The sequence below is a fragment of the Telluria antibiotica genome, assembly GCF_011682055.1.
In the GTDB taxonomy this organism is placed as follows: domain Bacteria; phylum Pseudomonadota; class Gammaproteobacteria; order Burkholderiales; family Burkholderiaceae_D; genus Telluria; species Telluria antibiotica.
Genome location: NZ_JAAQOM010000010.1, coordinates 235,401 through 260,983 on the forward strand (window position 1 = coordinate 235,401; position 25,583 = coordinate 260,983).

General features: G+C 67.4%; 25 protein-coding genes, 2 tRNA genes and 1 pseudogene. 18 read left to right on the forward strand and 10 right to left on the reverse strand.

What is annotated here, in order from left to right; genetic code table 11:
- Nucleotides 1-80: 80 nt before the first annotated feature.
- The 7 genes from HAV22_RS17800 (at nucleotide 81) to HAV22_RS17830 (ending at nucleotide 10,434) form a co-directional block, all read left to right on the forward strand.
- The gene (locus tag HAV22_RS17800; protein ID WP_166860841.1) at nucleotides 81-722 is read left to right on the forward strand and encodes an ANTAR domain-containing response regulator; all 642 of its coding nucleotides are present in this window, start codon (nucleotides 81-83) and stop codon (nucleotides 720-722) included.
- 14 nt (nucleotides 723-736) lie between these two features.
- On the forward strand, nucleotides 737-1,912 hold the full coding sequence (locus HAV22_RS17805; protein WP_166860843.1) for a CmpA/NrtA family ABC transporter substrate-binding protein: 1,176 nt from the start codon (nucleotides 737-739) through the stop codon (nucleotides 1,910-1,912).
- 301 nt (nucleotides 1,913-2,213) lie between these two features.
- Nucleotides 2,214-3,509: an MFS transporter gene (locus HAV22_RS17810; protein ID WP_166860845.1), complete on the forward strand. Its 1,296-nt coding sequence runs from the start codon at nucleotides 2,214-2,216 to the stop codon at nucleotides 3,507-3,509.
- Between the two features lie 36 nt (nucleotides 3,510-3,545).
- Entirely contained in the window at nucleotides 3,546-6,083 is a 2,538-nt protein-coding gene (nirB, locus tag HAV22_RS17815; protein WP_166860846.1) for a nitrite reductase large subunit NirB, read from the forward strand.
- A gap of 33 nt (nucleotides 6,084-6,116) precedes the next feature.
- Complete coding sequence (gene nirD / locus HAV22_RS17820; protein ID WP_166860848.1) at nucleotides 6,117-6,464, forward strand: nitrite reductase small subunit NirD; 348 nt, start codon at nucleotides 6,117-6,119, stop codon at nucleotides 6,462-6,464.
- Nucleotides 6,465-7,706 (forward strand): NAD(P)/FAD-dependent oxidoreductase, encoded by a 1,242-nt coding sequence (locus tag HAV22_RS17825; RefSeq protein ID WP_166860850.1) that lies wholly within the window; start codon nucleotides 6,465-6,467, stop codon nucleotides 7,704-7,706.
- Between the two features lie 13 nt (nucleotides 7,707-7,719).
- Nucleotides 7,720-10,434: a nitrate reductase gene (locus HAV22_RS17830; protein ID WP_166860852.1), complete on the forward strand. Its 2,715-nt coding sequence runs from the start codon at nucleotides 7,720-7,722 to the stop codon at nucleotides 10,432-10,434.
- A gap of 233 nt (nucleotides 10,435-10,667) precedes the next feature.
- Here HAV22_RS17830 and HAV22_RS17835 read toward each other — a convergent pair whose 3' ends face one another.
- Entirely contained in the window at nucleotides 10,668-11,576 is a 909-nt protein-coding gene (locus HAV22_RS17835) for a LysR family transcriptional regulator (RefSeq protein WP_308789223.1), read from the reverse strand.
- 140 nt (nucleotides 11,577-11,716) lie between these two features.
- Here HAV22_RS17835 and HAV22_RS17840 point away from each other — a divergent pair, with 140 nt between their 5' ends.
- Nucleotides 11,717-12,931 carry an MFS transporter gene (locus HAV22_RS17840; RefSeq protein ID WP_208296245.1) on the forward strand — a complete coding sequence of 405 codons (1,215 nt, stop codon included), beginning with the start codon at nucleotides 11,717-11,719 and terminating at the stop codon, nucleotides 12,929-12,931.
- A gap of 82 nt (nucleotides 12,932-13,013) precedes the next feature.
- Here HAV22_RS17840 and aroQ read toward each other — a convergent pair whose 3' ends face one another.
- From aroQ to ispB, 5 genes and pseudogenes are all read right to left on the reverse strand, one after another.
- Nucleotides 13,014-13,472 (reverse strand): gamma subclass chorismate mutase AroQ, encoded by a 459-nt coding sequence (gene aroQ, locus HAV22_RS31220; protein WP_229421300.1) that lies wholly within the window; start codon nucleotides 13,470-13,472, stop codon nucleotides 13,014-13,016.
- Nucleotides 13,473-13,484: 12 nt separating this feature from the next.
- Nucleotides 13,485-14,252 (reverse strand): annotated as a pseudogene (locus HAV22_RS31225) (transporter substrate-binding domain-containing protein); the annotation flags it as partial.
- 119 nt (nucleotides 14,253-14,371) lie between these two features.
- Nucleotides 14,372-14,448, reverse strand: a tRNA-Pro gene (locus HAV22_RS17850).
- 34 nt (nucleotides 14,449-14,482) lie between these two features.
- Nucleotides 14,483-14,559 (reverse strand) — tRNA-Pro (locus HAV22_RS17855).
- A 52-nt stretch (nucleotides 14,560-14,611) separates the two neighbouring features.
- Nucleotides 14,612-15,601, reverse strand: a complete 990-nt coding sequence (gene ispB, locus HAV22_RS17860; protein WP_166860860.1) for an octaprenyl diphosphate synthase — start codon at nucleotides 15,599-15,601, stop codon at nucleotides 14,612-14,614.
- A 254-nt stretch (nucleotides 15,602-15,855) separates the two neighbouring features.
- Between ispB and rplU the strand changes: the two genes are divergently transcribed.
- From rplU to proB, 5 genes are all read left to right on the forward strand, one after another.
- Nucleotides 15,856-16,167, forward strand: a complete 312-nt coding sequence (gene rplU / locus HAV22_RS17865; protein ID WP_036230184.1) for a 50S ribosomal protein L21 — start codon at nucleotides 15,856-15,858, stop codon at nucleotides 16,165-16,167.
- 41 nt (nucleotides 16,168-16,208) lie between these two features.
- Entirely contained in the window at nucleotides 16,209-16,481 is a 273-nt protein-coding gene (rpmA, locus tag HAV22_RS17870) for a 50S ribosomal protein L27 (protein ID WP_166860862.1), read from the forward strand.
- Nucleotides 16,482-16,687: 206 nt separating this feature from the next.
- Nucleotides 16,688-17,800, forward strand: a complete 1,113-nt coding sequence (cgtA, locus tag HAV22_RS17875; protein WP_166860864.1) for an Obg family GTPase CgtA — start codon at nucleotides 16,688-16,690, stop codon at nucleotides 17,798-17,800.
- Nucleotides 17,801-17,803: 3 nt separating this feature from the next.
- The gene (locus HAV22_RS17880) at nucleotides 17,804-18,244 is read left to right on the forward strand and encodes a hypothetical protein (RefSeq protein ID WP_208296246.1); all 441 of its coding nucleotides are present in this window, start codon (nucleotides 17,804-17,806) and stop codon (nucleotides 18,242-18,244) included.
- A complete protein-coding gene (gene proB, locus HAV22_RS17885; protein WP_166860866.1) occupies nucleotides 18,241-19,359 on the forward strand; it encodes a glutamate 5-kinase in 1,119 nt (372 codons plus the stop codon). The genes HAV22_RS17880 and proB overlap by 4 nt, the downstream gene beginning before the upstream one ends.
- Before the next feature lie 18 nt (nucleotides 19,360-19,377).
- On the opposite strand, the gene HAV22_RS17890 is transcribed toward proB, so the two are convergent.
- Complete coding sequence (locus tag HAV22_RS17890; protein ID WP_166860868.1) at nucleotides 19,378-19,920, reverse strand: hypothetical protein; 543 nt, start codon at nucleotides 19,918-19,920, stop codon at nucleotides 19,378-19,380.
- Between the two features lie 102 nt (nucleotides 19,921-20,022).
- Nucleotides 20,023-20,430: a VOC family protein gene (locus HAV22_RS17895; RefSeq protein WP_166860869.1), complete on the reverse strand. Its 408-nt coding sequence runs from the start codon at nucleotides 20,428-20,430 to the stop codon at nucleotides 20,023-20,025.
- A 186-nt stretch (nucleotides 20,431-20,616) separates the two neighbouring features.
- Between HAV22_RS17895 and HAV22_RS17900 the strand changes: the two genes are divergently transcribed.
- Genes HAV22_RS17900 through HAV22_RS17910 form a run of 3 tightly spaced genes read left to right on the forward strand, consistent with a single transcriptional unit; the run spans nucleotide 20,617 to nucleotide 23,145 of the window.
- Nucleotides 20,617-21,318: a MotA/TolQ/ExbB proton channel family protein gene (locus HAV22_RS17900; RefSeq protein WP_166860871.1), complete on the forward strand. Its 702-nt coding sequence runs from the start codon at nucleotides 20,617-20,619 to the stop codon at nucleotides 21,316-21,318.
- On the forward strand, nucleotides 21,308-21,727 hold the full coding sequence (locus tag HAV22_RS17905) for an ExbD/TolR family protein (protein WP_166860873.1): 420 nt from the start codon (nucleotides 21,308-21,310) through the stop codon (nucleotides 21,725-21,727). The genes HAV22_RS17900 and HAV22_RS17905 overlap by 11 nt, the downstream gene beginning before the upstream one ends.
- A 2-nt stretch (nucleotides 21,728-21,729) precedes the next feature.
- Nucleotides 21,730-23,145 (forward strand): hypothetical protein, encoded by a 1,416-nt coding sequence (locus tag HAV22_RS17910; RefSeq protein ID WP_166860874.1) that lies wholly within the window; start codon nucleotides 21,730-21,732, stop codon nucleotides 23,143-23,145.
- Nucleotides 23,146-23,151: 6 nt separating this feature from the next.
- Here HAV22_RS17910 and nth read toward each other — a convergent pair whose 3' ends face one another.
- Nucleotides 23,152-23,799: an endonuclease III gene (gene nth, locus HAV22_RS17915; RefSeq protein WP_166860877.1), complete on the reverse strand. Its 648-nt coding sequence runs from the start codon at nucleotides 23,797-23,799 to the stop codon at nucleotides 23,152-23,154.
- 7 nt (nucleotides 23,800-23,806) lie between these two features.
- Nucleotides 23,807-24,493, reverse strand: a complete 687-nt coding sequence (rsxB, locus tag HAV22_RS17920; protein ID WP_166860879.1) for an electron transport complex subunit RsxB — start codon at nucleotides 24,491-24,493, stop codon at nucleotides 23,807-23,809.
- Between the two features lie 244 nt (nucleotides 24,494-24,737).
- Between rsxB and HAV22_RS17925 the strand changes: the two genes are divergently transcribed.
- Together HAV22_RS17925 and HAV22_RS17930 are read left to right on the forward strand one after the other, a co-directional pair.
- Nucleotides 24,738-25,154: a VOC family protein gene (locus HAV22_RS17925; protein ID WP_166860881.1), complete on the forward strand. Its 417-nt coding sequence runs from the start codon at nucleotides 24,738-24,740 to the stop codon at nucleotides 25,152-25,154.
- A gap of 43 nt (nucleotides 25,155-25,197) precedes the next feature.
- Nucleotides 25,198-25,581 carry a YfeK family protein gene (locus HAV22_RS17930; protein WP_166860883.1) on the forward strand — a complete coding sequence of 128 codons (384 nt, stop codon included), beginning with the start codon at nucleotides 25,198-25,200 and terminating at the stop codon, nucleotides 25,579-25,581.
- Nucleotides 25,582-25,583: the final 2 nt, after the last annotated feature.

The following is a 25,583-nucleotide window of genomic DNA, read 5'->3' on the forward strand; positions in this document are numbered from 1 at the left end:
GATTCGGTCCGTGAATATCTGACGCCGTCCTGATCGCCGCGCTCGGCAGTTATGGCCCGAAACTTGCTTGCCCCAAGGGCATGAAATCGCCTTCCAAGGTCCAGCGCACGTTGCGCATCGTCGTCGTCAACACTGCGACGGATCACGTCACGGACGAGTCCGCGCGTGCCGCGCAGGCTCGGCGCAACACCGCGCTGCGCATCGGCCTGCTGGAATCCGGCTACGACATCGTAGCCATGCTGCCGGCCGACATCTTCCTGCCCGAGCGGATCGCGCAGATCCAGCCGGACATGATCATCATCGACAGCGAATCCGACGCGCGCGACGTGCTCGAGCACATCGTGATCGCCACGCGCGACGAGCCGCGCCCGATCGTGCTGTTCACGGACGACCAGACGCCGTCCAGCATGGACGCCGCGATCGACGCGGGCGTGACCGCGTACATCGTCGATGGCCTGCAGGCCGAGCGCGTGAAACCCGTGCTGGACGTGGCGCTGAAGCGCTTCCAGCGCGAGCAGAAGCTGCTGGACGAGTTGTCGGACACGCGCCGCCAGTTGGCCGACCGCAAGCTGATCGAGCGCGCCAAGGGCGTCCTGATGGCGCGCAACAAGCTGACGGAAGAAGAGGCCTACCAGCGGCTGCGCACGATGGCGATGAACAAGAAACTCAAGCTGGCCGAAGTGGCCCAGCGCATCCTGGATGTCGAGGATCTCCTCGGGTAAGAATAAGGAACAGCATGGCACATGCCTTCGTGTCGGGATCGGACCGCCCGGAAAAGACCGTGATCAGGGCCGGCTTCATGCCTCTGACGGATTGCGCGCCCCTCGTGATGGCGTCCGTGCTGGGGCTGGACGACAAATACGGTATCAAGCTGGACCTGTGCCGCCAGCACTCGTGGTCGGGCATGCGCGACCGCCTGCTGCAGGGCGAGACCGACGTGGCGCACGTCCTGTACGGCATGCTGTACGGCGTGGAGAACGGCATCGGCGGCGTGACCCGGCGCATGGCCGTGCTGATGAATTTGTCGCGCAACGGCCAGTCCATCACCCTCGCGCGCGCGCTCGCGCGCCAGGGCATCGCCGACCTCCCGCAACTGGCCGCCGCCGTCCGCAAGGGCGGGCGCCGCTTCGCCTTTGCCCACACCTTCCCCACGGGGAATCACGCGATGTTCCTCTATTACTGGCTGGCCGCCGGCGGCATCGACCCGCTGCGCGACGTGCAGGCCGTGACCGTGCCGCCCAGCCAGATGGCCGTGAACCTCGCGGCGGGCCACATGGACGGCTTCTGCGCCGGCGAGCCGTGGAGCACCCGCGCGCTGCTGGACGGCAGCGGCTTCACGGCCGCCACGAGCCAGGACATCTGGCCCGACCACCCCGGCAAGGCGCTGGGCGCGACCGCGGCCTTCGTCGACGCCAATCCGCACGCGTGCCGCTCGCTGGTCGCGGCCGTGCTGGAAGCGGCGCGCTGGCTCGACGCGGCGGGCGAGAATCGCGACGCGGCCGCCGAGGTGCTGTCGAGTCCCGGCTACGTGAACGCCGACCGCCACGCCATCGCCGCGCGCCTGCACGGCGAGTACGAGAACGGCCTGGGACGGCGCTGGATCGATCCCGACCCCGTCCGCTTCCACTCGGACGGCGAGGCCAACTTCCCCTACCTGTCCGACGGCATGTGGTTCATGACCCAGCACCGGCGCTGGGGCCTGCTGCGCGACGACGTCGACTACGCGGCCGTGGCCGCGCGCGTGAACCGCGTGGGCCTGTACCGCGAGGCCGCCGTGCTGGCCGGCGTGCCCGCACCTTCGAGCCTGACCCGCCGCTCCGTGCTCATGGACGGCAAGGTATGGGACGGCAGCGCGCCGGCCGCGTATGCGGCCGCCTTTCCCATCCGCCGTGTCGCCCTCGCCGGCGCCTAGCGCCTGCACCATGCCAAACGGGTGCGTCAGCGCGTGCCTCATTTGCGTGCGTTATTACCGTGCATGGTGCACTGCAATGAAGCGGGAGACCCGGGTAAATACGGTCTTATGAGGGAAAACCATCTGGCACGGGTCTTGCACATAGGGAGGTAAGGGGTCAAAGGCGACCTCCCATCACAGCGCTGTCCCAACGGAGGGGCGGCAACAGGACAACGGCGTCCGCTGCACCGCACACGCGATTCCCATTCGCGGCCGCGGTACGCAGCGGGCGCCTTTTCGTTTTTAAGAAGGGAAGAAAAACATGGCCGGCAAAGCAAACAGCATCAAGCTATTCTCCTTTGATACGCCCCCGATGCGCGCGTTCCACCTGACCTGGGTGGCCTTCTTCGTCTGCTTTTTCGCCTGGTTTGCCTGCGCACCGCTGATGCCGGTGATTAAAGGCGAGTTCCACCTGTCCGTCGGCCAGATCGCCGACATCAACATCGCCGCCGTCGCCATCACGATCATCGTGCGCCTGATCGTCGGCCCGCTGTGCGACCGCTTCGGCCCGCGCAAGACCTACACCGGCCTGCTGGCACTGGGCGCGATCCCCGTGCTGGGCGTCGCCATGTCGCAGAGCTATGAGAGCTTCCTGCTGTTCCGCCTCGGCATCGGTGCCGTCGGCGCCAGCTTCGTGATCACCCAGTACCACACCTCGGTGATGTTCGGCCCGAAGGTCGTCGGCACCGCGAACGCGGCGTCGGCCGGCTGGGGCAACAGCGGCGGCGGCGTCGCGCAAGCCACGATGCCGCTGCTGATGGGCGCCGTGATCATGCTGGGCGTGAACGAGACGATGGGCTGGCGCGTCGCGCTGCTGGTGCCGGGCGTGCTGATGCTGATCATGTCCGTCGTCTACTACAAATTCACGCAGGACTGCCCGGAAGGTAACTTCACGGAACTGCGCGCCGCCGGCGTGCCGTTCGAATCGGGCGGCAAGGGCGGCTGGGCGAGCTTCTTCGAAGCCTGCCGCAACTACCGCGCCTGGCTGCTGTTCATCACCTACGGCGCCTGCTTCGGCATCGAACTGTTCATCCACAACGTCGCCGCCACCTATTACGTCGACCACTTCGGCCTGTCGCTGAAAGCGGCCGGGATGGCCGCCGGCAGCTTCGGCCTGCTGGCCCTGTTCGCCCGTGCCCTCGGCGGCTGGATCTCGGACAAGGCGGCCGCGCGCGGCGACCTGAATTCCCGCGTGAACCTGCTGTTCATCCTGATGATCGGCGAGGGCCTTGGCCTGCTGTGGTTCTCGCAGACCACCAGCGTCACGATGGCCATCGTCGCCATGCTGGCTTTCGGCCTGTGCACCCACATGGCCTGCGGTTCGACCTATGCGCTGGTGCCGTTCGTCAGCCGCAAGGCGCTGGGCGGCGTGGCCGGCATCGTCGGCGCGGGCGGCAACGTCGGCGCCGTGCTGGCCGGCTTCCTGATGAAGGCGACCGGAGACGTGCGCCAGACCCTGATGATCCTCGGCGGCGCCGTCCTCGTCGCGGCGCTGTGCGCGATCGGTGTGCGCTTCTCGCTCGCCGCCCCCGAAACGCCGGCACCCGCAGCCGCCTGAACCACATACACGTCGTAGCAAGCAAGGAGTCGCAACATGAAACTGATCGTCATCGGCCACGGCATGGTGGGCCACAAATTCCTCGAAACCCTGTTCGCGGAGGCCGCGCAGTCGACGCACTTCCACGTCACCGTGCTGTGCGAGGAACCGCGTCCTGCCTATGACCGCGTGCACCTGTCGTCGTACTTCTCGGGCACGACGGCCGACCAGCTGTCGCTCGTCGCACCGGGCTTCTTCGAGAAGCATGCCGCCCAGATCGACCTGAAGCTGAACGCGCAGGCCGTGGCGGTCGATCGTGATGCGAAGACCGTGACCCTGGCCGATGGCGCCGTGCTGGCCTACGACAAGCTCGTGTTCGCGACCGGCTCCTATCCGTTCGTGCCGCCCGTCCCGGGCAAGGAGCGCGACGACATCTTCGTCTACCGCACCATCGAAGACCTGGAAAAAATGACGGAATGCGGCGCCCGTTCGAAGTCCGGCGTCGTCGTGGGCGGCGGCCTGCTGGGTCTCGAGTGCGCCAAGGCGCTGCGCGACATGAGCCTCGACACGCACGTCGTCGAATTCGCACCGCGCCTGATGGCCGTGCAGGTCGACGACCTGGGCGGCCGCGTCCTGCGCAACAAGATCGAAGCGCTGGACGTCAAGGTGCACACGCAGAAGAACACGCTGCGCATCGTGGACGGCGAGTCGGCCAGGCACCGCATGGAGTTCGCGGACGGCAGCTTCCTCGAGACGGACATGATCGTGTTCTCGGCCGGCATCCGCCCGCGCGACGAACTCGCGAAGGCCGCCGGCCTGGAACTGGGCCCGCGCGGCGGCGTCGCCATCGACGCTTCTTGCCTCGCGTCGGACCCGAACATCTACGCCATCGGCGAGTGCGCATCGTGGGGCGGCCAGACGTTCGGCCTCGTCGCGCCGGGTTATGAAATGGCCCGCATCGTCGCGCGCGCGCTGATCGGCCAGGAAGCCGAGTTCGCCGGCGCCGACATGAGCACGAAGCTGAAGCTGATGGGCGTGGACGTCGCGTCGATCGGCGACGCCCACGGCAACACGCCGGGCGCGCGCAGCTTCCAGTTCACGGACGAGCGCAAGCAGGTCTACAAGAAGATCGTCGTCTCCGACGACGGCAAGAAGCTGCTGGGCGCCGTGCTGATCGGCGACGCCGCCGAATACGGCAGCCTGCTGCAGATGATGCTCAACGATATGGAGCTGCCGGAGTCGCCGGAATTCCTGATCCTGCCGCAGCTTGACGGTGCCGCGCGTCCGGCGTTGGGCGTGGAGGCGCTGCCGGCATCCGCGCAAGTCTGCTCGTGCAATGCCGTCAGCAAGGGCACCATCGCCGACGCGGTCGCGGGCGGCGCCTGCGATATCGGCGCGATCAAGTCGTGCACGAATGCAGGCACGTCGTGCGGCGGCTGCGTGCCGCTCGTCACGCAGATCATGAAGTCCGAGATGGCGAAGGCCGGCATGGCCGTCAACAACCACCTGTGCGAACACTTCCCGTACTCGCGCCAGGAAATCCACCACCTGGTGCGCGTGGGCGGCATCAAGACCTTCGGCGAGCTGCTGCACAAGCACGGCAAGGGCCTGGGTTGCGACATCTGCAAGCCGGTCGCCGCCAGCGTCCTCGCGTCGACGTGGAACGACTTCGTGCTGAAGCCCGAGCACGCGAGCCTGCAGGACTCGAACGACTACTTCCTCGGCAACATCCAGAAGGACGGCACGTATTCCGTCGTGCCCCGGATGCCGGGCGGCGAAGTGACCCCGGAAGGCCTGATCGCCGTCGGCCAGGTCGCCAAGAAATACGGCCTGTACACGAAGATCACGGGCGGCCAGCGTGTCGACCTGTTCGGCGCCCGCGTGGACCAGCTGCCCGCGATCTGGGAAGAGCTGATCGCGGCCGGCTTCGAGTCGGGCCATGCGTACGGCAAGTCGCTGCGCACGGTGAAATCGTGCGTGGGCTCCACGTGGTGCCGCTACGGCGTGGGCGATTCCGTCGGCTTCGCCATCGCGCTGGAAAATCGCTACAAGGGCCTGCGCGCGCCGCACAAGATCAAGTTCGGCGTGTCGGGCTGCACCCGCGAATGCGCCGAGGCGCAGGGCAAGGACGTGGGCCTGATCGCGACGGAGAAGGGCTGGAACCTGTACGTGTGCGGCAACGGCGGCATGAAGCCCCGTCACGCGGAACTGATCGCGTCGGACCTGGACGAAGCGACCGTCGTCAAACTGGTCGACCGCTTCCTCATGTTCTACGTGCGCACGGCCGACCGCCTGCAGCGCACGAGCACGTGGCGCGAGAACCTCGAAGGCGGCCTGGATTACCTGAAGCAGGTCGTCATCGACGACAAGCTGGGCATCGCCGCGGAACTGGAAGCGGACATGCAGCGCGTCGTCGACACGTATGCCGACGAGTGGAAGAACGCGGTCGAAGACCCGGCCGTGCGCCAGCGCTTCCGCAGCTTCGTCAACACGGACGGCACGGACGACAACGTCGTGTTCATGCCGGAGCGCGGCCAGATCCGTCCGGCCACCGTGGAAGAACGCCGCCGCACCATCCCCATTGCCGTCGCCTGATCGATAGACCCGAACCGAACCAAGGAGAACACCATGCATCGCGATATCCAACTGAACCAGTGGAATGCCGTCTGCTCGCTCGACCAGATCGTCCCGGACACGGGCGTCGCCGCCCTGCTCAACGGACGCCAGGTGGCCGTGTTCCGCGTGGGCGCCGCGGAGCCGCGCCTGTTCGCCATCGATAACTACGATCCGAATTCGGATGCGGCCGTCCTGTCGCGCGGCATCGTCGGCAGCATCGGCGAGCGCGTCGTCGTCGCGTCGCCGATCTACAAGCAGCACTTCGACCTGCAGACGGGTGAATGCCTGGAGGCGCCGCATCACTCGGTGACCAGCTATCCCGTGCGCGTCGAGGACGGCAAGGTCTGGGTGGGGGCGTAAATGAAAGCCTCGCATGCGCATCCGCGGTTGGTCGTCATCGGCAACGGCATGGCGGGCATGCGCACGGTCGAAGAGCTGTTGAAGCTCGCGCCCGACATGTACCGCATCACCGTGTTCGGCGCCGAGCCGCACGGGAATTACAACCGCATCCTGCTGTCGCCCGTGCTCGCCGGCGAAAAGACCGTCGACGACATCATGCTCAACACGCGCGAGTGGTATGACGCCAACGGCATCACGCTGCACGCGGGCGACCCCGTCGTGCGCATCGACCGCAAGAAGCGCGTCGTGCATGCCGCGTCGGGCCTCGCCGTGCCGTACGATCGCCTGTTGATCGCCACCGGCTCGAAGCCATTCATCGTGCCGGTGCCGGGCCACCAGCTGCCGGGCGTGATCGGTTTTCGCGACATCAGCGACGTCGACACGATGCTCGCTGCCGCGCGCGCGGGCGGGAAGGCCGTCGTCATCGGCGGCGGCCTGCTCGGCCTGGAAGCTGCGAACGGCCTGCTGCGCCAGGGGATGGAAGTCGCCGTCGTGCACGTGATGGGCAGCCTGATGAACCAGCAGCTCGATCCGCCCGCCGCGGAACTGCTGCGCGCGAGCCTGGAGCTCCGCGGCCTGCGCATCCTGCTGAACCGCCAGACCGTCGCCATCGAAGGAACGGACCGCGTCGCGTCCGTGCGCTTCGAGGACGGCGAGACCGTCGACGCCGACCTCGTCGTGATGGCGGCCGGCGTGCGCCCGAACGTCGAGCTGGCGAAGGCCGCAGGGTTGCACTGCGAGCGCGCCATCGTTGTCGACGACACGCTGCAGACCTACGACCCGCGCGTGTACGCCGTCGGCGAATGCGTACAGCACCGCCGCGCCACGTTCGGCCTCGTGGCGCCGATCTGGGACCAGGCCCGCGTTGCCGCCGCCCACCTCGCGGGCTCGGGCCACCGCCGCTACGTGCAGCAGGCCACTGCGACGAAGCTGAAGGTGACGGGCGTCGACCTGTACTCGGCCGGCGACATCGTCGGCGGCGAGGGCAGCGAAGACCTCGTGCTGCGCGACCGCCGCAGCGGCATCTACAAGCGCCTCGTCGTCGCGGGCAACCGCCTGACGGGCGCCGTGCTGTACGGGGACGTCGCGGACGGTCCCTGGTATTTCGACCTGATTCAACAGCGGACGGACATTTCGTCCATCCGCGACCAGTTGCTGTTCGGCCGCGCGCATTCGGATGACGTCGCAGCGCAGGCGGCCTGACGAGGAGTTTCACATGGAGTTGTCCGCGCAGTTTCCCATTGCTTCCACTACCGTCCGTACGACGTGCCCGTATTGCGGCGTCGGCTGCGGCGTCAATGCCAAGGTCGGGCAGGACGGCGCGCTCGCGATCGCCGGCGACACGGCGCACCCGGCCAGCCAGGGCCGCTTGTGCGTGAAGGGCTCCGCGCTTGGCGAAACGCTCGGCAACCACGGCCGCCTGCTGTCGCCGATGCTGCGCGAAGAGGGCGCTCTGCGCGCCGCGACCTGGGACGAGGCATTGGACAAGGTCGCGCAAGGCTTTGCGCGCGTCATCGCCGAGCACGGGCCGGACGCCGTCGCGCTGTACGTCTCCGGCCAGCTGCTGACCGAGGACTACTACGTCGCCAACAAGTTCATGAAGGGCTACGTCGGCAGCGCGAACATCGACACCAACTCCCGGCTGTGCATGTCGTCCGCGGTGGCCGGCCACAAGCGCGCGTTCGGCGAGGACGTCGTGCCGGGCAGCTACGAAGACTTCGAGCTGGCCGATCTCGTCGTGCTCGTCGGCTCGAACGCCGCCTGGTGCCACCCCACGTTGTACCAGCGCATCGCGCGCGCGAAGCAGGAACGGCCGGAGATGAAGGTCGTCGTGATCGACCCGCGCCGCACCGCGACGTGCGACATCGCCGACCTGCACCTGCCCGTCAAGCCGGGCACGGACGTGTGGTTGTTCGATGGCCTGCTGGCCCACCTGGCCGAGCATGCGGCCGACGACGGCTTCATCGACGCCCACACGACGGGCCTTGCCGATGCGCTCGACGCGGCCGGCAAGGCGGGTTCGCTGGCCGACGTGGCCAAGGCCTGCCGCCTCGATCCGCACGACCTGGAGCGCTTTTATGAGCTGTTCGCGCAGACGGAAAAGGTCGTGACGGCGTTCACGATGGGCGTGAACCAGTCGACCGCCGGCGCCGACAAGGTCAACGCCATCATCAACTGCCACCTGATCACGGGCCGCATCGGCCGCCCCGGCATGGGACCGTTCTCGCTGACGGGCCAGCCGAACGCGATGGGCGGCCGCGAAGTGGGGGGCCTTGCGAACATGCTGGCCGCGCACATGGACCTCGACGATGCGGCGCAGCGCGCGGCATTGCAGGAATTCTGGGGCTCGCCGCACGTGGCGGACAAGCCGGGCCTGAAGGCCGTCGACCTGTTCCGCGCCATCGAGGACGGCAAGATCAAGGCCGTGTGGATCATGGCGACGAACCCGCTCGTGAGCCTCCCCGACGCCGACCAGGCACGGCGCGCGCTGGAAAAATGCGAGCTGGTGGTGGCAAGCGACATCGTCCTCGGCACCGACACGAACGAGGCGGCGCACGTGCTGCTGCCGGCGCTCGGCTGGGGCGAGAAGGACGGCACCGTCACCAATTCCGAGCGCTGCATCTCGCGCCAGCGCGCGTTCCTGGCCGCGCCGGGCAGCGCGCGCGCCGACTGGGACATCATGTGTGACGTCGCGCGCCGCATGGGCTTCGAAGGCTTCGCGTTCAAGGGCCCGCACGAGATCTTCGACGAGCACGCACGCCTGTCCGGCTGGAAGAACGGCACCGAGGGGCAGCGCCGCCGCGTGTTCGACATCACGGGCCTGGCCGGCATGACGCGCGCCGACTACGATGCCCTCGAGCCGGTCCAGTGGCCCGTGCGTACGCCGGCGGAGCGCACGGCACGTGTATTCGGCGACGGCCATTTCGCCCACGGCGACGGGCGCGCGCGCTTCGTGCCGACGGTGCCGCGCGCGCCCGCGCACCTGCCGGGCGGCGAGTATCCGCTCGTGCTGAACACGGGCCGCGTGCGCGACCAGTGGCACACGATGACGCGCACGGGGCGCTCGCAGAAACTGGCCGAGCACATCCCGGAACCGTATATCGACATGCACCCGCAGGATGCGCTGCTGTCCGGCGTGAAGGCGGGCGAACTGGCGCGCGTGACGAGCGACTGGGGCGCCGTCGTGGCGCGCGTGCAGCACGGCGGCGGCATCGCGCGCGGCAGCGTGTTCATGCCGATCCACTGGAGCGGCCAGACGGCGTCCGACGCGCGCGTGGGGACGGTCGTGAACCCGGCCGTCGATCCGGTGTCGGGCGAGCCGGAATTCAAGCACACGCCCGTGCGCATCGAACCGTTCGGCGTCACGTGGTATGGCTTCATCCTGTCGCGCACGGACCTGCCGCTGCGCGAGGCCGCCAACTGGACGCGCGTGCAGGGCAAGGACTTCGTGCGCTACGAACTGGCGGGCCGCAAGCCGTTCGCCAACGCGGCCGTGTGGGCCCGCGGCCTGCTGGACGTGCATGACGACGACGCCGACTGGATCGAGGTCGAAGACAAGAACGGCGGCATGTACCGCGCCGTGCACCTCGTCGACGGCCGCATCGAGGCGTGCCTGTTCGTCGCGCAGCGCGCCGACCTGCCGGCCCGCGCCTGGCTCGCGAGCATGTTCGGCAAGGAGCAGCTGGAGCCGGCCGACCGCATGAGCCTTCTCGCGGGCCGCGCGAAAGAGCCGGCCTTCGACGCGGGGCCGACCGTGTGCTCGTGCTTCGGCGTGGGCCGCAAGACGATCGAGATCGCGATCCGCCGCGACAACCTGTGCGACGCGGCCGCCGTCACGGCGTGCACGAAGGCGGGCGGCAACTGCGGGTCGTGCATCCCCGAGATCCGCTCGCTGTTGGCCGAGGCGCAGGCGCAGGCGGCGGAAGCCTGAAACAACGCCAACACATCGCCGGCGTCCGCGTTATCCGAACGCCGTAGGGTGGGCACCCCGTGCCCACGCGGACGTTTGCACAATGCCGGCGTCCGCGTGGGCGGAGGCCGCCCACCCAACGCAAGGCAGAATAACGTAGGGTGGGCACCCCGTGCCCACGCGGACGTTTGCACAATGCCGGCGTCCGCGTGGGCGGAGGCCGCCCACCCGACGCAAGGCAATGACGCGGCGGATCAACGGGCCGGCGGCGCCACGACGCCGAACGCCTGCGGCACCGCCACCCGCATGATGTCGATGAAGCGCCGCAGCCGCGCCGGATAGAAGCGCGCGGGCGGATAGATCAGCCAGATCGGCAGCGGCGACGCCTGCCATTCCGGCACCAGTTGCACCAGGCGCCCCGCCTCCAGCTCTTCGCGCAGCGCCCAGCGCGAGCCGATCGCCGCGCCGACACCCAGCACGACGGCATTGCGCATCGCGTACAGATTGTCCGTGTACAGGCGCGGCTGGATGGGCAGCCGCACCGTCTCCCCGCGCGCCGCGTGCGTGAGCGCCACCTCGTCCCGATAGAAATGGCTGACCGCGATCCACGGCAGCCGCGCCAGCTCGTCCGGATGGGCGGGCAGGGGGCCGCCGTCCAGCAGGGCGGGCGAACCGACGACGATGCGCGGCACGTCGCCCAGCCGGATCGCCACGACGGACGGATCGGGAATGTCGCCCACGCGGATCGCGCAATCGATGCCCTCGCCGATGAAGTCCGGCGTGCGGTCGTGCAGGGTCCAGTCCACCGTCATGCGCGGATAGCGCGCCAGGTATTCCGCCAGCGGTGCCACCAGCTGCTGCTGCCCGAACGCGTGCGGCGCGACGACGCGCAGCATGCCCACCGGCTCGTCCACGGCGCCCCGGATCTCGCTCTCGAATTCCTGCCACCCCGCGATGAGTTCCTTCGCGCGGGAATAGCAGCGCATGCCGTCGTCCGTCAGTTTCATCGCGTGTGTGGAGCGCTGCAGCAGCCGCACCCCCAGCGATTTCTCCAGCGCCTTCAGGCGGCGGCTGATCGTCGGCTGCGTGGTTGCCAGTGCGCGCGCCGCGGCGGACAGGCTGCCGGCATCCACGATGCGGACGAACGTCTCGACCAGCATCATACGATCCGCAGATGGATTCATGGATGAAAAATCTGTGTTCATACGCCTATCGTATAACAGTTTGACGCCGGCTGCTGCTACCCGGCCGTGGCGTGCCTCCGCATAATGCGATGCAACAACTCACCACTCAGGAGCCCACCATGGACATTGCAACCACCACGGCGACCGTCATCCCGATCCGGCCGCGGCTGACCTCGCCACTGATCTTCCTACTGGCCGCCAGCACGGGCCTGTCGGTCGCCGCGCTGTACTACAGCCAGCCCATCCTGGGCACGCTCGCGGGCGACCTGCACGCAAGCAACCGGGCGGTCGGCTGGATTCCCACGATGACGCAATTCGGCTACGCCCTCGGCCTACTGTTTCTCGCGCCGCTGGGCGACCGCTTCGACCGCCGCACGATCATCGTCGTGAAGTCGCTGCTGCTGGCCGTCGCGCTGGTCGCGATCGCCGCCGCGCCGAGCTTGTCCGTGCTGCTCGCCGGCAGCCTCGCCGTGGGCCTGCTGGCCACCGTCGCGCAAGACATCGTCCCGGCCGCCGCCACGCTGGCGCCGCCCGAGCACCGTGGCCGCATCGTCGGCACCGTCATGACGGGCCTGCTGCTGGGCATCCTGCTGTCGCGCGTCGTCGGAGGTCTCGTCGCCGAAGCACTTGGGTGGCGCGCCGTGTTCGGCGGCGCGGCCGTCGTCGCCGCGTTCATGACGGCGATCCTCGCCCGCGGCCTGCCGGGCTTCAAGCCGACGAGCACCGTCGCCTATCCGGCGCTGCTGGCATCGCTCGCCGCGCTGTGGAAGCAGCACCGGGCGCTGCGTCTCGCGGCGCTGGCCCAGGGCCTGTTGGCGGTCGGGTTCTCCGCGTTCTGGTCGACGCTGGCCGTGATGCTGCACGGCGCCCCGTTCCACCTCGGCTCGGCCGCCGCCGGTTCGTTCGGCCTGGCCGGTGCCGTCGGCGCGCTGGCCGCCCCGTTCGCCGGGCGCCTGGCCGACCGCCGTGGTCCGCAATGGGTGACCCGTCTTGGCGCCACGTTGAGCGTCGCGTCATTCGCCGTGATGTTCGCGCTGCCGTCGCTGTCGCCGCACGCGCAGCTCGTGTTGCTGGCGCTGGCCACCGTCGGCTTCGACCTGGGCGTGCAGGCAAGCCTGATCGCGCACCAGACCATCGTCTACGGCATAGCGCCGGAAGCCCGCAGCCGCCTCAACGCGATCCTGATGACGACCATGTTCGTTGGCATGGCGGCGGGCGGCGCGCTGGGTGCCCAGGCGCTGGCCGCGTGGGGCTGGAACGGTGTCGTGGCGCTGGCCGTCGTGGCGAGCGTTGCTGCGCTGGCGGTGCGGATGCGGGCGGCAAGCGGCAAGTAATCCGATCGTAGATTCGACCAGCGCCAGGCCACGGCAACGCGGCCTGGCGCTGTGCCGTTATCGCAGCATCGCCGGGCAGGCGTTACGGGTGAGACAGGAAGGGCGCCAGCGCCTGGTCGGCCGCGGTCGGGTCGAGGGTGCGTGCCTGCAGCGCGTGCATGGCGATGGCGACGTCGTCCCGGCGGCCGCCGTCGTGCAGCAAGGCCCGGTTGTCGGCCATGGAGCGAAGCAGCTGGGTGGTCAGGCGGTCCAGCTGCGGACGGATGGTCTTGGCGAGGTCGGGCGCGTCGTCGAAGCGGCCGATGCCTTCCGCTTCCCAGCGGCGGTAGAGCGCGCGCTGCACCGTCTTGGACGCTTCGATCTGTGCGCGGAACACGCTGCGTACCCATGCCTCCGGCAGGCCCAGCGGGCCTCCCTGGCGCACCGCCGCTGCGATGACTTGCTCTTCGCGCGGCAGGTCTTCGATGGCGGCCTTCGCATTCCACTTGGCGCGCGCCACGTCCTGCGCCAGCAGCAGGCGCTGGTCGATCGCCTGGCGCAACGGCTCCAGTCCCCACGGGAACGCAAGCCAGCGGTCCAGGCGCGCTTGCATGCCGCCGCCGTCCAGGCGCGGCCGCAGCCAGTGGTCGACATACGTCTTCAGCGCCGGATCGCGCGGCAGCAGGATGGCCTTGTCGATCGAGTCGAACGGCGCGTCCGGATGCACGGCGCACAGCTGTGGATGCAGGCGCTGCTGCAAACGGGTTTCGATGGCGTCGGTGATCATCAGGTCGGCCGCACCATCGACCAGCTGGCCGAAGATGGTCACGTTGTCCGGGTACACGGTCAGCTGTGCGTGCGGCGCGCGGGCGCGGGCGAAGCGTTCGTTGGTGCCGCCCGGATTGACGATCAGCCGCACCTCGGGGCGGTCGATCTGCGCCAGCGTCTGGAAGCGGGCGACGTTTTCACAGCGTGTGATCGGCGTCTTGCCGTCGTGCAGATAGGGCACCGAAAACAGCGCCTGTTTTTGCCGCTCGGCCGTCACCGACACGCCGCTCAGTGCCACGTCGAACTTGTCCGCGTCCAGGTCGGCCATCAGCGTCGACCAGCTGGTCGGCACCAGTTGCAGCCGCACGCCGAGCGAGTGCGCCAGCTCGCCCGCCAGTTCCACGTCCATGCCGACGAATTCGCCGTCTGCGTACCTGTAGCTGAAGGGCTTGTAGTCGCCGGTCCCGCCCACGCGCAGCACGTCGCGCGCGGCGATGTCGTCGAGGCGGCTCGCGTGCGCCGGCGCCAGTGCGGTTGCCAGCAGGCTGGCCACGGCGACGGGTCGCAGCCAGATTCTGCAAAAGGTCAGTGCGCGCATGTGTTCCCTTCGTCTGTCGATAGCGGCGGGAGCGTAGGATACGAGAGGGTGCCTGTCAAGCAGGCCGGCAATAGCGGAGGGTGCGAAAAGGGGAGTGGTCGGGGTGAGAGGATTCGAACCTCCGGCCTCTACGTCCCGAACGTAGCGCTCTACCGGGCTAAGCTACACCCCGACTGGTATGGGTACTTCTGAGGGAGAAAAACAGATGGTCGGGGTGAGAGGATTCGAACCTCCGGCCTCTACGTCCCGAACGTAGCGCTCTACCGGGCTAAGCTACACCCCGACTGTTTGAGACTTCGTCACCGAAATCTCGGGAAGGCATTACTATAGTTGTCTCAATGGTTTCTGTCAACAGCGAAGGCGCATAACTGCAGCAGGCTGGCCTTGTATTCGCTGTCCGGCAAGTCGGCGATCGACGCTGCCGCGCGGTGTGCCGCGGCCTCCGCTTCGCGGCGCGTATAGTCCAGCGCGCCGCTGTTCGTGACGGCCGCCAGCACGGCATCAAAATGGGTTTCGTCGCCCTGTTCGATGCAGGTGCGGATCAGTTCGCGCTGTTCCGGCGTGCCATTTTCCATCACGTAAATCAGCGGCAACGTGGGCTTGCCTTCGCGCAGGTCGTCGCCCACGTTCTTGCCGATCTCGGCGGCGTCGCCCGCGTAGTCGAGCACGTCGTCGATGAGCTGGAACGCCGTGCCCAGCGAGCGGCCGTATTCGCCGGCCGCGTCGATCTGCGCGTCGTTCGCGCCGGCCACGAGGGCGCCCAGCTGCGCGGCGGCCTCGAACAGCTTCGCCGTCTTGGAGCGGATCACGCGCAGGTAGCTGTCCTGCGTGACGTCCGGATCGTGCATGTTCAAGAGCTGCAGCACTTCGCCTTCCGCGATGACGGTCGTGGCGCGCGACAGGATCTGCATGATCCGCATGTTGTCCAGGCTCGTCATCATCTCGAACGAGCGCGAATACAGGTAGTCGCCGACGAGCACGGAGGCCGCGTTGCCGAACATGGCGTTCGCGGTCTGGCGGCCGCGGCGCATCGACGATTCGTCGACGACGTCGTCGTGCAGCAGGGTGGCCGTGTGGATGAATTCGACGACGGCCGCCAGCTCGTGGTGGCCCGTGCCCTTGTAGCCGTAGGCGTTCGCCAGCAGCAGCACGAGCACAGGACGGATCCGCTTGCCGCCGGCGCTGATGATGTACTCGGCGATCTGGTTCACCAGCGCGACTTCGGACTGCAACCGCTCGCGGATCACCGTGTTGACGGCCTCCATGTCGGCTGCGATCGTGCGGGTGATGGGGTTCTGTTGTGCGTTTTGGGTAGCGGCGGACAAGGCGGACCTGCTGACGTTGGATGCGGATAGGTTTTGTTGAGTCGCGATTATACGACATGCAATCAATTCCCGCCCCCAAATCCCGACCCTTTTCCAGTGGCGCCAGAGGCCAGGCGGCAAGGCCTGCCGCGCCACCACAACCGTTTTGACGCTGCGCACCATTCCATGTATAATCCTCTGTTCCCCGAATCCCCGGCTGTTTACCTCGCCTGGATGCAGGGAATATTTCTTAACAATCAATGAGGTTTCAAATCATGTACGCGGTCATAAAAACCGGTGGCAAGCAATATAAAGTTGTCGCTGGCGAAAAACTCAAAGTAGAACAGATACCGGCAGACATTGGTTCCGAACTCACTATCGATCAGGTTCTCGCCGTCGGCGAGGGCGAGAGCATCAAGTTTGGTGCTCCGCTGGTGGAAGGTGCTTCGGTTCGCGTGACTGTTGTGTCGCATGGTCGTCACGACAAAGTGCGCATTTTCAAGATGCGTCGTCGTAAGCACTACCAGAAGCGTCAGGGCCATCGCCAGAACTACACCGAAATCCAAGTGGTTGCGATCAACGGCTAATCGCCGCGCGTCCCTTCTTCAGTCATCAAGGAGCATTTGAAATGGCACACAAAAAAGGCGGCGGCACTACGCGAAACGGCCGTGACTCAGAAAGCAAACGCCTCGGCGTGAAAGTCTACGGCGGCCAGTCGATCAACGCAGGCGGCATCATCATGCGCCAGCGCGGCACCACGATCCGTCCTGGTACCAACGTCGGCCTCGGCAAGGACCACACCCTGTTCGCCCTGGTGAACGGCACGGTCAAGTTCGTCAAGCAAGGCGTCGGTTCCAAGCAGTACGTGACCGTCATCGCTGCAGAAGCGGCAGCCGCTTAAATCAGGCGGCAGCGGGATCGCGCCACGGCGAGATCCCGCGCAGTAAGGCGTCCAGCCTTGCAATCGATAGGCTCTGCCCTCCGGTAGGGCCTTTTTAATTTTCGGCGTTGTCACCGTTAAGCGCGGATCGTTCCGCGGCCTTCGTCTATCATGGATGCCTGGCCCGTTTAACAGTGACACAGCCTCTCGTTTTTGGTGGTCCCATCATGAAGTTTATCGACGAAGCACGCATCGAAGTCATCGCCGGCGACGGCGGCAACGGCTGCGCCTCGTTCCGGCGCGAGAAATTCCGCCCGTTCGGCGGCCCGGACGGCGGCGACGGCGGTCGCGGCGGCTCGATCTACGCCGTCGCCGACCGCAACATCAACACGCTGGTCGACTTCCGCTTTTCCAAGGTGCACACGGCGCGCAACGGCGAACCGGGCCGCGGCTCCGACTGCTACGGCAAGGGCGCGGAAGACGTCTACCTGCGCATGCCGGTCGGCACCCTGATCGTCGACGACGTCAATGGCGAGATCATCGCCGACCTCACGGAGCACGACCAGGTCGAGCTGCTGGCCAAGGGCGGCGAGGGCGGCTGGGGCAACATCCACTTCAAGACGTCCACCAACCGCGCGCCGCGCCAGAAGACGGACGGCAAGGACGGCGAGCGCCGCGAACTGCGCCTCGAACTGAAGGTGCTGGCCGACGTGGGTCTGCTCGGCATGCCGAATGCCGGCAAGTCGACGTTCATCACGGCCGTCTCGAACGCGCGCCCGAAGATCGCGGACTATCCGTTCACCACCCTGCACCCGAACCTCGGCGTCGTGCGCGTGTCGCATGCGAAGAGCTTCGTCATCGCCGACATTCCCGGCCTGATCGAAGGCGCGGCCGAAGGCGCCGGCCTCGGTCACCAGTTCCTGCGCCACCTGAGCCGCACGGGCCTGCTGCTGCACATCGTCGACCTCGCGCCGATGGACGGCAAGACCGACCCCGTCAAGGAAGCGAAGGCGCTCGTGAAGGAACTCGAGAAGTACGACGAGGAACTGCTCAACAAGCCGCGCTGGCTCGTGCTGAACAAGCTCGACGTCGTGCCGGAAGACGAGCGCAAGAAGGTCGTCAAGGACTTCATCAAGCGCATGGCCTGGAAGGGCCCCGTCTTCGAGATCTCGGCGCTGAACCGCGAAGGCTGCGAAGACCTCGTGCACGCGATCTACAAGCATCTCGAAGCGACGCGCCACAGCGAGCAGCGCTCGGAAGAGACGCAGATGACCGAGGAAGCGCGCGGCATCTCGTCGATCGATCCGGACGATCCCCGCTTCAAGATCCTCGAAGATTAAGCGTTGGCAGTCTCCTTCGCCCACATCGCCAATTCGGCCCTGCGCGCGCGCCTGCGCGGCCGGCTGCTGTCGGTGGCCGCCACCGCGCAGTCGCTGGCCGCGCTCGCGGCGCTGCTGAATCCCGACCGCGTGGCGGATGCGATGGGACTGTTCCTCGTGGGCGTGAACGGCTACAGCCAGTTCTACGCCCTTTACGTCGGAGTGCGCCTCGCCACCGCGGGGCTGGCTCTGCTGGCAGCCAGGCAGGGCGACCAGCCCATCCTCGGCGACCTCGCCGCATTGTCCATCCTGGCGCAGCCGCTCGGCCGCTTCGTCGCGGCCTTCGCGATCGGCCTGCCCCAGGGCTTATTGTTCGTCGTCAGCGGGATCGAGCTGGCGGTCGGCCTGGCGCTGATCGGCCTGCGCCCGCGAGGACGCTTCCTGTCTATCCGACCGTCGCCATGAATTCCGTCCTCCAGTCATCCAGCCGCATCATCGTCAAGGTCGGCTCCTCGCTCGTCACCAACGAAGGCCGCGGCCTCGACCACGACGCCATCGCGCGCTGGGCCGCGCAGATCTCGTCGCTCCGCTCGCTCGGCAAGGAAGTCGTGCTCGTGTCGTCGGGCGCCATCGCCGAAGGCATGCTGCGCCTGGGCTTCACGTCGCGCCCGACCGACATCCACGAACTGCAGGCCTGCGCCGCCTGCGGCCAGATGGGCCTCGCGCAGATCTACGAAACGAGCTTCCGCAGCCACGGCGTCAAAACGGCGCAGGTGCTGCTCACGCACGCCGACCTCGCCGACCGCGAACGCTACCTGAACGCGCGCTCCACGCTCACCACCTTGCTGGGCCTCGGCGTCGTCCCGATCATCAACGAGAACGACACCGTCGTCACCGACGAGATCAAGTTCGGCGACAACGACACGCTGGGCGCGCTCGTCGCGAACCTGATCGAGGCGGACGTCCTCGTGATCCTGACGGACCAGAAGGGCCTGTATTCGGCCGATCCGCGCAAGGACCCGGCCGCACGCCTGATCGAAGAGGCGCAGGCCGGCGACACGTCGCTCGAAGCGATGGCCGGCGGCGCCGGCAGCAGCATCGGCCGCGGCGGCATGCTGACGAAGGTCTTGGCCGCGAAGCGCGCAGCGCGCTCCGGTGCCCACACGGTGATCGCCTGGGGCCGCGAAGACAACGTCCTCACGCGCCTCGCGCACGGCGAAGCGATCGGCACGCAGCTGACGGCACCGACCGCGCGCCTGACGGCACGCCGCCAGTGGATGGTCGACCACCTGCACACGGTTGGGCAGCTCGTGCTGGACGCCGGCGCCGTGCAGAAGCTGGCGAAGGAAGGCAAGTCGCTGCTGCCGATCGGCGTCACCGCGGTGCGCGGCGAATTCGGGCGCGGCGCCCTCGTGGGCTGCGTGGACGAAGCGGGCCACGAGATCGCGCGCGGCCTCACCAACTACACGAGCGGCGAAGTCAAACGCATCATGCGCCACGCGTCCAGCGAGATCGAAGGCATCCTCGGCTACGTCGAGGCGCCCGAGCTCGTGCACCGGGATAACCTCGTCCTGCTCTGATGTTCTCCGGGCCGACGTTCAGTCGGCCTTCAGCAGGCGCGCATCGGCGACGGTGACATTTTCACGGACGCGACGGATCGTGATGCGCAGCGCGGCGACGTCGCGCTCGCCCGTCGCGAACCGTTGCGCCACTTTCACGAATTCGCAGTCGGTCGGGGCGCCCGCCGGTGCGCCCGTCGAGGCCTCGGTCCACGTGCCCGCGGCGTCGCGGGTTTCCACTTTCTCCAGGTTCTGCAGGGCGGTCGCATTCAACGCGACGCCGAAGGCACGGCTCCGGACGGGGGACTCGAACGTGAAAACGTACGTGTAGGCACTGCCCGGCGCGCCCGCCGCAGTGCGCGACTCGATCCACTGGCCCGGTGCGCCGGCGGTATCGCCGACCGCGCACCGGGCAGGCAGCGCTGCGAGCTTGGTGCCGACGACCTGCAGTTCGCGCCGTGCGTTCTCGAGGGTTTGCTCGGTGTCCGACCTGCGGTTGCAGGCCGACAGCGCGGCGCAGGCGCCGAACAGTGCGATCAGGACGACCGGGAGCGCGACGGCGCGCGGGACGGAACGGGGCATGGCATCTCGCTGTGATGGTTGGTCGGTCGTGACTGTAGCACGCCCCATGCCGCAATAAATACGCGCATTCTCACCGCGGCGGCAGGTGCATGGTGCGATTCTTCAGGTTGGATTGTCGGGCGGCGCATCATGGCACACCACGCACAGCTTGTTGCCGTCCGGGTCGCGCACATAGGCCCCGTAGTAATGGGCGTGGTACTCCGGGCGCAGCGCCGGCGCCCCTGCGTCGCTGCCGCCGTGCGCCAGCGCGAGGGCGTGGGCCAGGTCGACGGCCGCGCGGTCGGGGGCGAGGAAGGCCGTCATCTGGCCGTTGCCCGGCGCCTGGGGCGCGCCGTCGTACGGGGCGCCGATCAGGAACAGCGGACGCGCCTGGCCCGGCACCTCCCAGCCGGCCCACGGGCGCGACCGGTCACAGAAGCGCTGCTCCATGCCGAGCGCCGCCATCAGCGGTCCGTAGAACGCGAGCGCCCGGTCGAAATCGGTAATGCCGATGAATACGTGGGAATACATCGTCGTCGCCTCCGCTATGTGTCGTCGGAAATTTTATAACGTTTTAGCAATATTCCTTTTTGTGGTATCCATATATTCCATGGCGTGGTAGTAAAAATTGCCATTAAAAGGAATAAGCCATTGTCATTTTGCGAATTTCTTGTGCTACATTGACGAGCACTAACACGTTTCCACGAGAGGAAGACGATGTCCCGACTTTCACGCTTCGGCCTGCTTTGCCTGACCCTGTCCACATTGCCGGCCCATGCCCAGGACCTGCATCTCGGTGCCGAACTGGCCCACGGCGGCGTGGGCATCGTCGCGATCGGCTTGCTGTCCGTGCTGGCGCTGGCGGTGACGCTCGAACGGCTCGTGAACTTGCGGCTGGCGAAGGTGGCGCCGCCCGCCCTGGCCGAGGAGGCGGAAAACCTGTGGCGCACCGGGCGCTTCGACCAGTTGCGCGCACGTGTGGCGGACGGCGACAGCAGCCTCGCGCGCATCCTCGGCTGGATGGTCGAGCAGCGCCACCTGCCCGCCGAGAAACTGGCCGTACGCGTGGCCGAGATGGCGGGCGTCGAATTGCGCCTGCAACAGCACAAGGCGTATGCGCTGAACGTCGTGGCGACCGTCGCGCCCATCGTCGGCCTGCTGGGCACCGTCGTCGGCATGATCGAATCGTTCCACGTGATCGCCTTCAACGGCATGGGCGATCCGACCTTGCTGGCGGGCGGCATCTCGAAAGCCCTCGTCAACACGGCGGCCGGCCTGTCGGTGGCGCTGCCGTCGCTGGCCATGCACCACGTCTTCCGCAATCGCATGGTCGGCATCGGCATTGCGCTGGAGCGCCAGCTGAACCGCGTGCTGGACGGCATGCCGGCGCGCACCCTGGAGGTCGTCCATGCGCATTGATCTCGGTGACGACGAGCAGCCGGAAATCGGCCTGATCGCGCTGATCGATTGCATCTTCTTCCTGCTGATGTACTTCATGGTGGCGACGTCGTTCCGGCACCCGGACGGCGAGAAGCCGGAGAAGGACATGCCCATCGTGCTGCCGACGTCGCAGGTCACCCTCGACCGCGCGATGGCGAGCCCGGCGCCGCTCGTCATCGGCGTGGACGTCAAGGGTGCGCTCTACGTCGACCGCAAGGAAGTGTCCACGCAGGCGTTGCACGACCTGCTCAAGCGCGAAGCGGCGCGCGACCCGGCGCGTCCGGTGCGCATCGACGGCGACCAGTCCACGCGCTACCAGGACATCGTGCACGTGCTCGAGCTGTGCCAGTTCGAGGGCCTCACCCACGTGTCGATGCACACGCGTTGACGATGGTCCTCGACGACGCCCCGGCTCCCCGCACGCCGCTGCTCGCGCACGTGCGGCGGCATCCGTTCCTGCTCTCGTCGATCGTGCTGCATGCGGTGCCGCTCGCCGTGCTGCTCCACCTGGGCAGCCGGCACATCGAACATGTGCGTCTCGAGCGGCAGCAACGGCAGGTCGAAGCGGGCGCGCGCCTGACGGCACAGGCCCGCCTCGACAAGCGCGTGCACGACATGGAGCGGATCAAGTCGCTGCTCGAACAAAGCGCGGCCGCGCATCCCGCGCCGGGCAAGGAGGACGAGGTGCAATTCAGCGCGCAGCCGAAAGCGCCGGGCGAGTTGCTGAAACAGGCGAAGGAATTGTCGCGCAAGATCGATGCACTGGAGCGCGACGCGAAGGCCGAACGGCTGGCGCAACTGCTCGACATCCCGAAGGACAAGGCGCTGGAACAGATCGCGACGGCGCCCGCGGCAGACGAGCCGCCCGCGCCTGAACCGAAGGATGCCGCCGACCCGGCCGCCCAGATCGAGAAGCTCGAAGCGAAGGCGCGCGACGTGCTGGAACAGCGCCGCCAGCAGCTGGAACAGCAGCAGAACGGCGTGCAGGTCGCGGCGGGCGTAGCGGGGGCGGCGCAGCGCGGTGTCGGCAAAGGCAACGGCAACCCCAATGGCAATCCCGATGGCCGCGGCAAGCTTGGAAAAGGCATCGGGAACGGGACCGCCAGCGGCGCGGGCACCATCATGCTGGACCGGATCGCCGCATTCAAAAATCCCGACCTGCCGGACCGCGTGACGAAGGCCTACGCCGGCGACGGCCTGCGTCCCTTCCTGGACGACGGCGTCGGCCACGTTCCCGAGGTCGACGCGGCCACCATGGTCAAGGGCGCGGGCCGGATCATCGGTCCCGGCGGCACGTACGCGAACCGCGTCTGGGTCAACCGCTGGTACGTGATCGGGCCATTCGATGGCCGCCACGGCGCAGGGCTGTTCGCCAACTACCGCCATCCGCCCGAGCAGGGCGTCGTGCTGGACGCCGCCTACCGCGGCAAGGGCGGGCGCCTCGTCTCATGGGATTACGTCGACATGGCGCGCTATCCGTTGATGCCGCCCGTGCACGCCGAAGACGCCGTGTACTACGGCTATACGGAGCTGATGATGGACGCGGACCGCGACCTGACGATCTGGGTCGGCGCCGACGACGATGCGCAGCTGTGGCTCAACGACAGGCTGGTCTGGGCAGGCGGGAACGTCCACAAGGACTGGTTCTTCAACCAGGTCTACGAGACGCGGAATACCTTCGTGCGCGACTACAACCTGAGTGAAGGGAAGCGCACGGTGCACTTCCGGAAGGGCCGCAACAAGCTGTTCTTCAAGCTGTCGAACGGGCCGACGCGGATATTCTTTTCGCTGGTCCTGACGAAGTGACGGGCGTCACGCGTCGGCCGGTGCCGGCGTCTTGTCCTTGTACTCGCACAGGTCGTTGATGATGCAGTTCCAGCACTTGGGCTTGCGCGCCACGCACGTGTAGCGGCCGTGCAGGATCAGCCAGTGGTGGGCGTCGTGCAGGAATTCCTTCGGCACGAATTTCAGCAGCTTCATCTCCACCTCGTCGACGTTCTTGCCGGGCGCGATCTTCGTGCGGTTCGCGACGCGGAAGATGTGCGTGTCGACGGCCATCGTCGGTTCGCCGAACGCCGTGTTCAGCACGACGTTCGCCGTCTTGCGGCCCACGCCGGGCAGCGCTTCCAGCGCCTCGCGCGAGCGTGGCACTTCGCCGCCGTACTGGTTCACGAGGATCTCGCACGTGGCGATGACGTTCTTGGCCTTGTTGTTGTACAGGCCGATCGTCGAGATGTACGTCTTGAGTTCGTCGAGGCCCAGGTCGAGGATCGCCTGCGGCGTGTTCGCCACCGGGTACAGCTTGCGCGTGGCCTTGTTGACGCCGACGTCCGTCGACTGCGCGGACAGCAGCACGGCGATCAGCAGTTCGAACGGTGTCGTGTATTCGAGTTCGGTGGTGGGATGCGGATTGGCGTCGCGAAAGCGCGTGAAGATGGCGAGGCGTTTGGCGGGATTCATCGATGCGTCAGTCTTTCTTGTCCGAGGCGGCTTTCTGTTTCGCGCGTTCGATGGCGGCGGCGATGATCGCGCGCTTGCGTTCCTTTTCCGCCAGCTCTTCCGCCGTATTCGTCTCTTCCGCCGTCACGGCGCGCATCTTCTCGACGGCCTTGGCGGCCAGGCGCGCGTCGTTCTCTTCCTTTTCGCGGCGCAGGCGCTCGGTGCGGAAATCGTGGCGGGCGCGCGCCGCGTCGGCCTGTTCCTGCGACCAGGCGTCCCAGCCGGTGGGCTCGCTAGCGGGGTCGTCCGTGCGCGGGATCATCGCGATGCAGTCGACAGGGCAGGGCGCCACGCACAGGTCGCAGCCCGTGCACAGGCTGGGCAGGATCGTGTGCATCTGCTTGGCCGCGCCGAGGATCGCGTCGACGGGGCATGCCTGGATGCACAGGGTGCAGCCGATGCACAGGCTTTCGTCGATGAACGCGACGGGGCGCGGGCGCTCGACGCCGTTCGCCGGATTGATCGGGATGACGGGGCGGCCCGTCGCGCGCGCGAGCCGCGCCACGCCTTCCAGGCCGCCGGGCGGGCACTGGTTGATCTCGGCCTCGCCGCGCGCGATCGCTTCCGCGTACGGGCGGCAGGCGGGATAGCCGCATTTGGTGCACTGGGTCTGCGGCAGCAGGTCTTCGATCTGGTCGGCGAGCGTCTTGGTCACGGCAGTGCTGCTTCGAATCTGGATAAACCGTCATTATCCGCTAAAAGCCGGGCCTCGTCGAAAGGCCACCGGACATCTTGAACCCGGCGGCCATCTGGTCTAGACTTGACTGGCATTCAACCGAAGAAAGGAGGGCCATCGTGAACACCGCATTCCCGCCGAGCGCACACGAGGCCCGACTGTCGTCATGTTGACCGCATGATGCCGCTCGGTGGGCCGTTGACCCATCATCGAGCGAGCAACCATGCAAGCGATACCTACCTTGTACTTCCCGGGCGCGTGCGAAGCGGCCCTGTCCTTCTACCGCGACGCCATCGGCGCCGACATCCTGTTCCATCACCGCGTCGGCGACATCGTCGACGCTGCCCACGTCAAGCCCGGCACGGCGCATCGCACGTTGCGCGCGGGCGTCGTCATCGGCGGCGTCCGTTTTTGTCTTGCCGACGGCCACGGCGTCAGTCCCGGCTTCCAGGGCGTCTCGTTGACGCTGTCCTGCGCGTCGGCGCTTGATGCCGAGCGGACGCTTGCTGCCCTGGCCGACGGCGGCACCGTGCAGATCCCGTTGCGCGCGACCGCGTGGGCCGAGGTGTTCGGCACTGTCGTCGACCGCTTCGGCCTGCACTGGACGATCGAGGCCGGCAAGCGGCACGACGCGGCCTGATCGCTTACACTGGGCGGGTGAACAACCCGCCCATTTTCATGCGATGACATCGAAGCTGCTGAACCTTGCCCTTCTCGCGGCGCTGGCCGCCGGCCCGTCCGCGTTCGCGGCCGAAGACGCGCGCACGCGCGACGAAGTCGCCCACCTGCTCGACTACCTGGGCCATTCCGGCTGCCAGTTCAACCGCAACGGCACTTGGTACGACGCGCAGAAGGCCCGCGCCCACCTCGAGGAAAAATACACCTACCTGCAGAAGCGCGACCTCGTGCCGGACACCCAGGCGTTCATCACGCGGGCGGCCACCGGGAGCAGCATGAGCGGCAAGGCCTACGAGGTGCGTTGCGGAACGGTCCAGCCGGTGCCCAGCGCCCGGTGGCTGAGTGACGAGTTGCAGCGGTATCGCACCGCGCACATGGCCGCCAAATAAAA

Excerpts from the sequence above, each read along its gene's own strand:
- HAV22_RS17800 (WP_166860841.1), top strand. The coding sequence starts at position 81 with ATGAAATCGCCTTCCAAGGTCCAGCGCACGTTGCGCATCGTCGTCGTC.
- HAV22_RS17805 (WP_166860843.1), top strand. The coding sequence starts at position 737 with ATGGCACATGCCTTCGTGTCGGGATCGGACCGCCCGGAAAAGACCGTG.
- HAV22_RS17810 (WP_166860845.1), top strand. The coding sequence starts at position 2,214 with ATGGCCGGCAAAGCAAACAGCATCAAGCTATTCTCCTTTGATACGCCC.
- nirB (WP_166860846.1), top strand. The coding sequence starts at position 3,546 with ATGAAACTGATCGTCATCGGCCACGGCATGGTGGGCCACAAATTCCTC.
- nirD (WP_166860848.1), top strand. The coding sequence starts at position 6,117 with ATGCATCGCGATATCCAACTGAACCAGTGGAATGCCGTCTGCTCGCTC.
- HAV22_RS17825 (WP_166860850.1), top strand. The coding sequence starts at position 6,465 with ATGAAAGCCTCGCATGCGCATCCGCGGTTGGTCGTCATCGGCAACGGC.
- HAV22_RS17830 (WP_166860852.1), top strand. The coding sequence starts at position 7,720 with ATGGAGTTGTCCGCGCAGTTTCCCATTGCTTCCACTACCGTCCGTACG.
- HAV22_RS17835 (WP_308789223.1), bottom strand. The coding sequence starts at position 11,576 with ATGATGCTGGTCGAGACGTTCGTCCGCATCGTGGATGCCGGCAGCCTG.
- HAV22_RS17840 (WP_208296245.1), top strand. The coding sequence starts at position 11,717 with ATGGACATTGCAACCACCACGGCGACCGTCATCCCGATCCGGCCGCGG.
- rplU (WP_036230184.1), top strand. The coding sequence starts at position 15,856 with ATGTACGCGGTCATAAAAACCGGTGGCAAGCAATATAAAGTTGTCGCT.
- rpmA (WP_166860862.1), top strand. The coding sequence starts at position 16,209 with ATGGCACACAAAAAAGGCGGCGGCACTACGCGAAACGGCCGTGACTCA.
- cgtA (WP_166860864.1), top strand. The coding sequence starts at position 16,688 with ATGAAGTTTATCGACGAAGCACGCATCGAAGTCATCGCCGGCGACGGC.
- proB (WP_166860866.1), top strand. The coding sequence starts at position 18,241 with ATGAATTCCGTCCTCCAGTCATCCAGCCGCATCATCGTCAAGGTCGGC.
- HAV22_RS17890 (WP_166860868.1), bottom strand. The coding sequence starts at position 19,920 with ATGCCCCGTTCCGTCCCGCGCGCCGTCGCGCTCCCGGTCGTCCTGATC.
- HAV22_RS17895 (WP_166860869.1), bottom strand. The coding sequence starts at position 20,430 with ATGTATTCCCACGTATTCATCGGCATTACCGATTTCGACCGGGCGCTC.
- HAV22_RS17900 (WP_166860871.1), top strand. The coding sequence starts at position 20,617 with ATGTCCCGACTTTCACGCTTCGGCCTGCTTTGCCTGACCCTGTCCACA.
- HAV22_RS17905 (WP_166860873.1), top strand. The coding sequence starts at position 21,308 with ATGCGCATTGATCTCGGTGACGACGAGCAGCCGGAAATCGGCCTGATC.
- HAV22_RS17910 (WP_166860874.1), top strand. The coding sequence starts at position 21,730 with ATGGTCCTCGACGACGCCCCGGCTCCCCGCACGCCGCTGCTCGCGCAC.
- nth (WP_166860877.1), bottom strand. The coding sequence starts at position 23,799 with ATGAATCCCGCCAAACGCCTCGCCATCTTCACGCGCTTTCGCGACGCC.
- HAV22_RS17925 (WP_166860881.1), top strand. The coding sequence starts at position 24,738 with ATGCAAGCGATACCTACCTTGTACTTCCCGGGCGCGTGCGAAGCGGCC.
- HAV22_RS17930 (WP_166860883.1), top strand. The coding sequence starts at position 25,198 with ATGACATCGAAGCTGCTGAACCTTGCCCTTCTCGCGGCGCTGGCCGCC.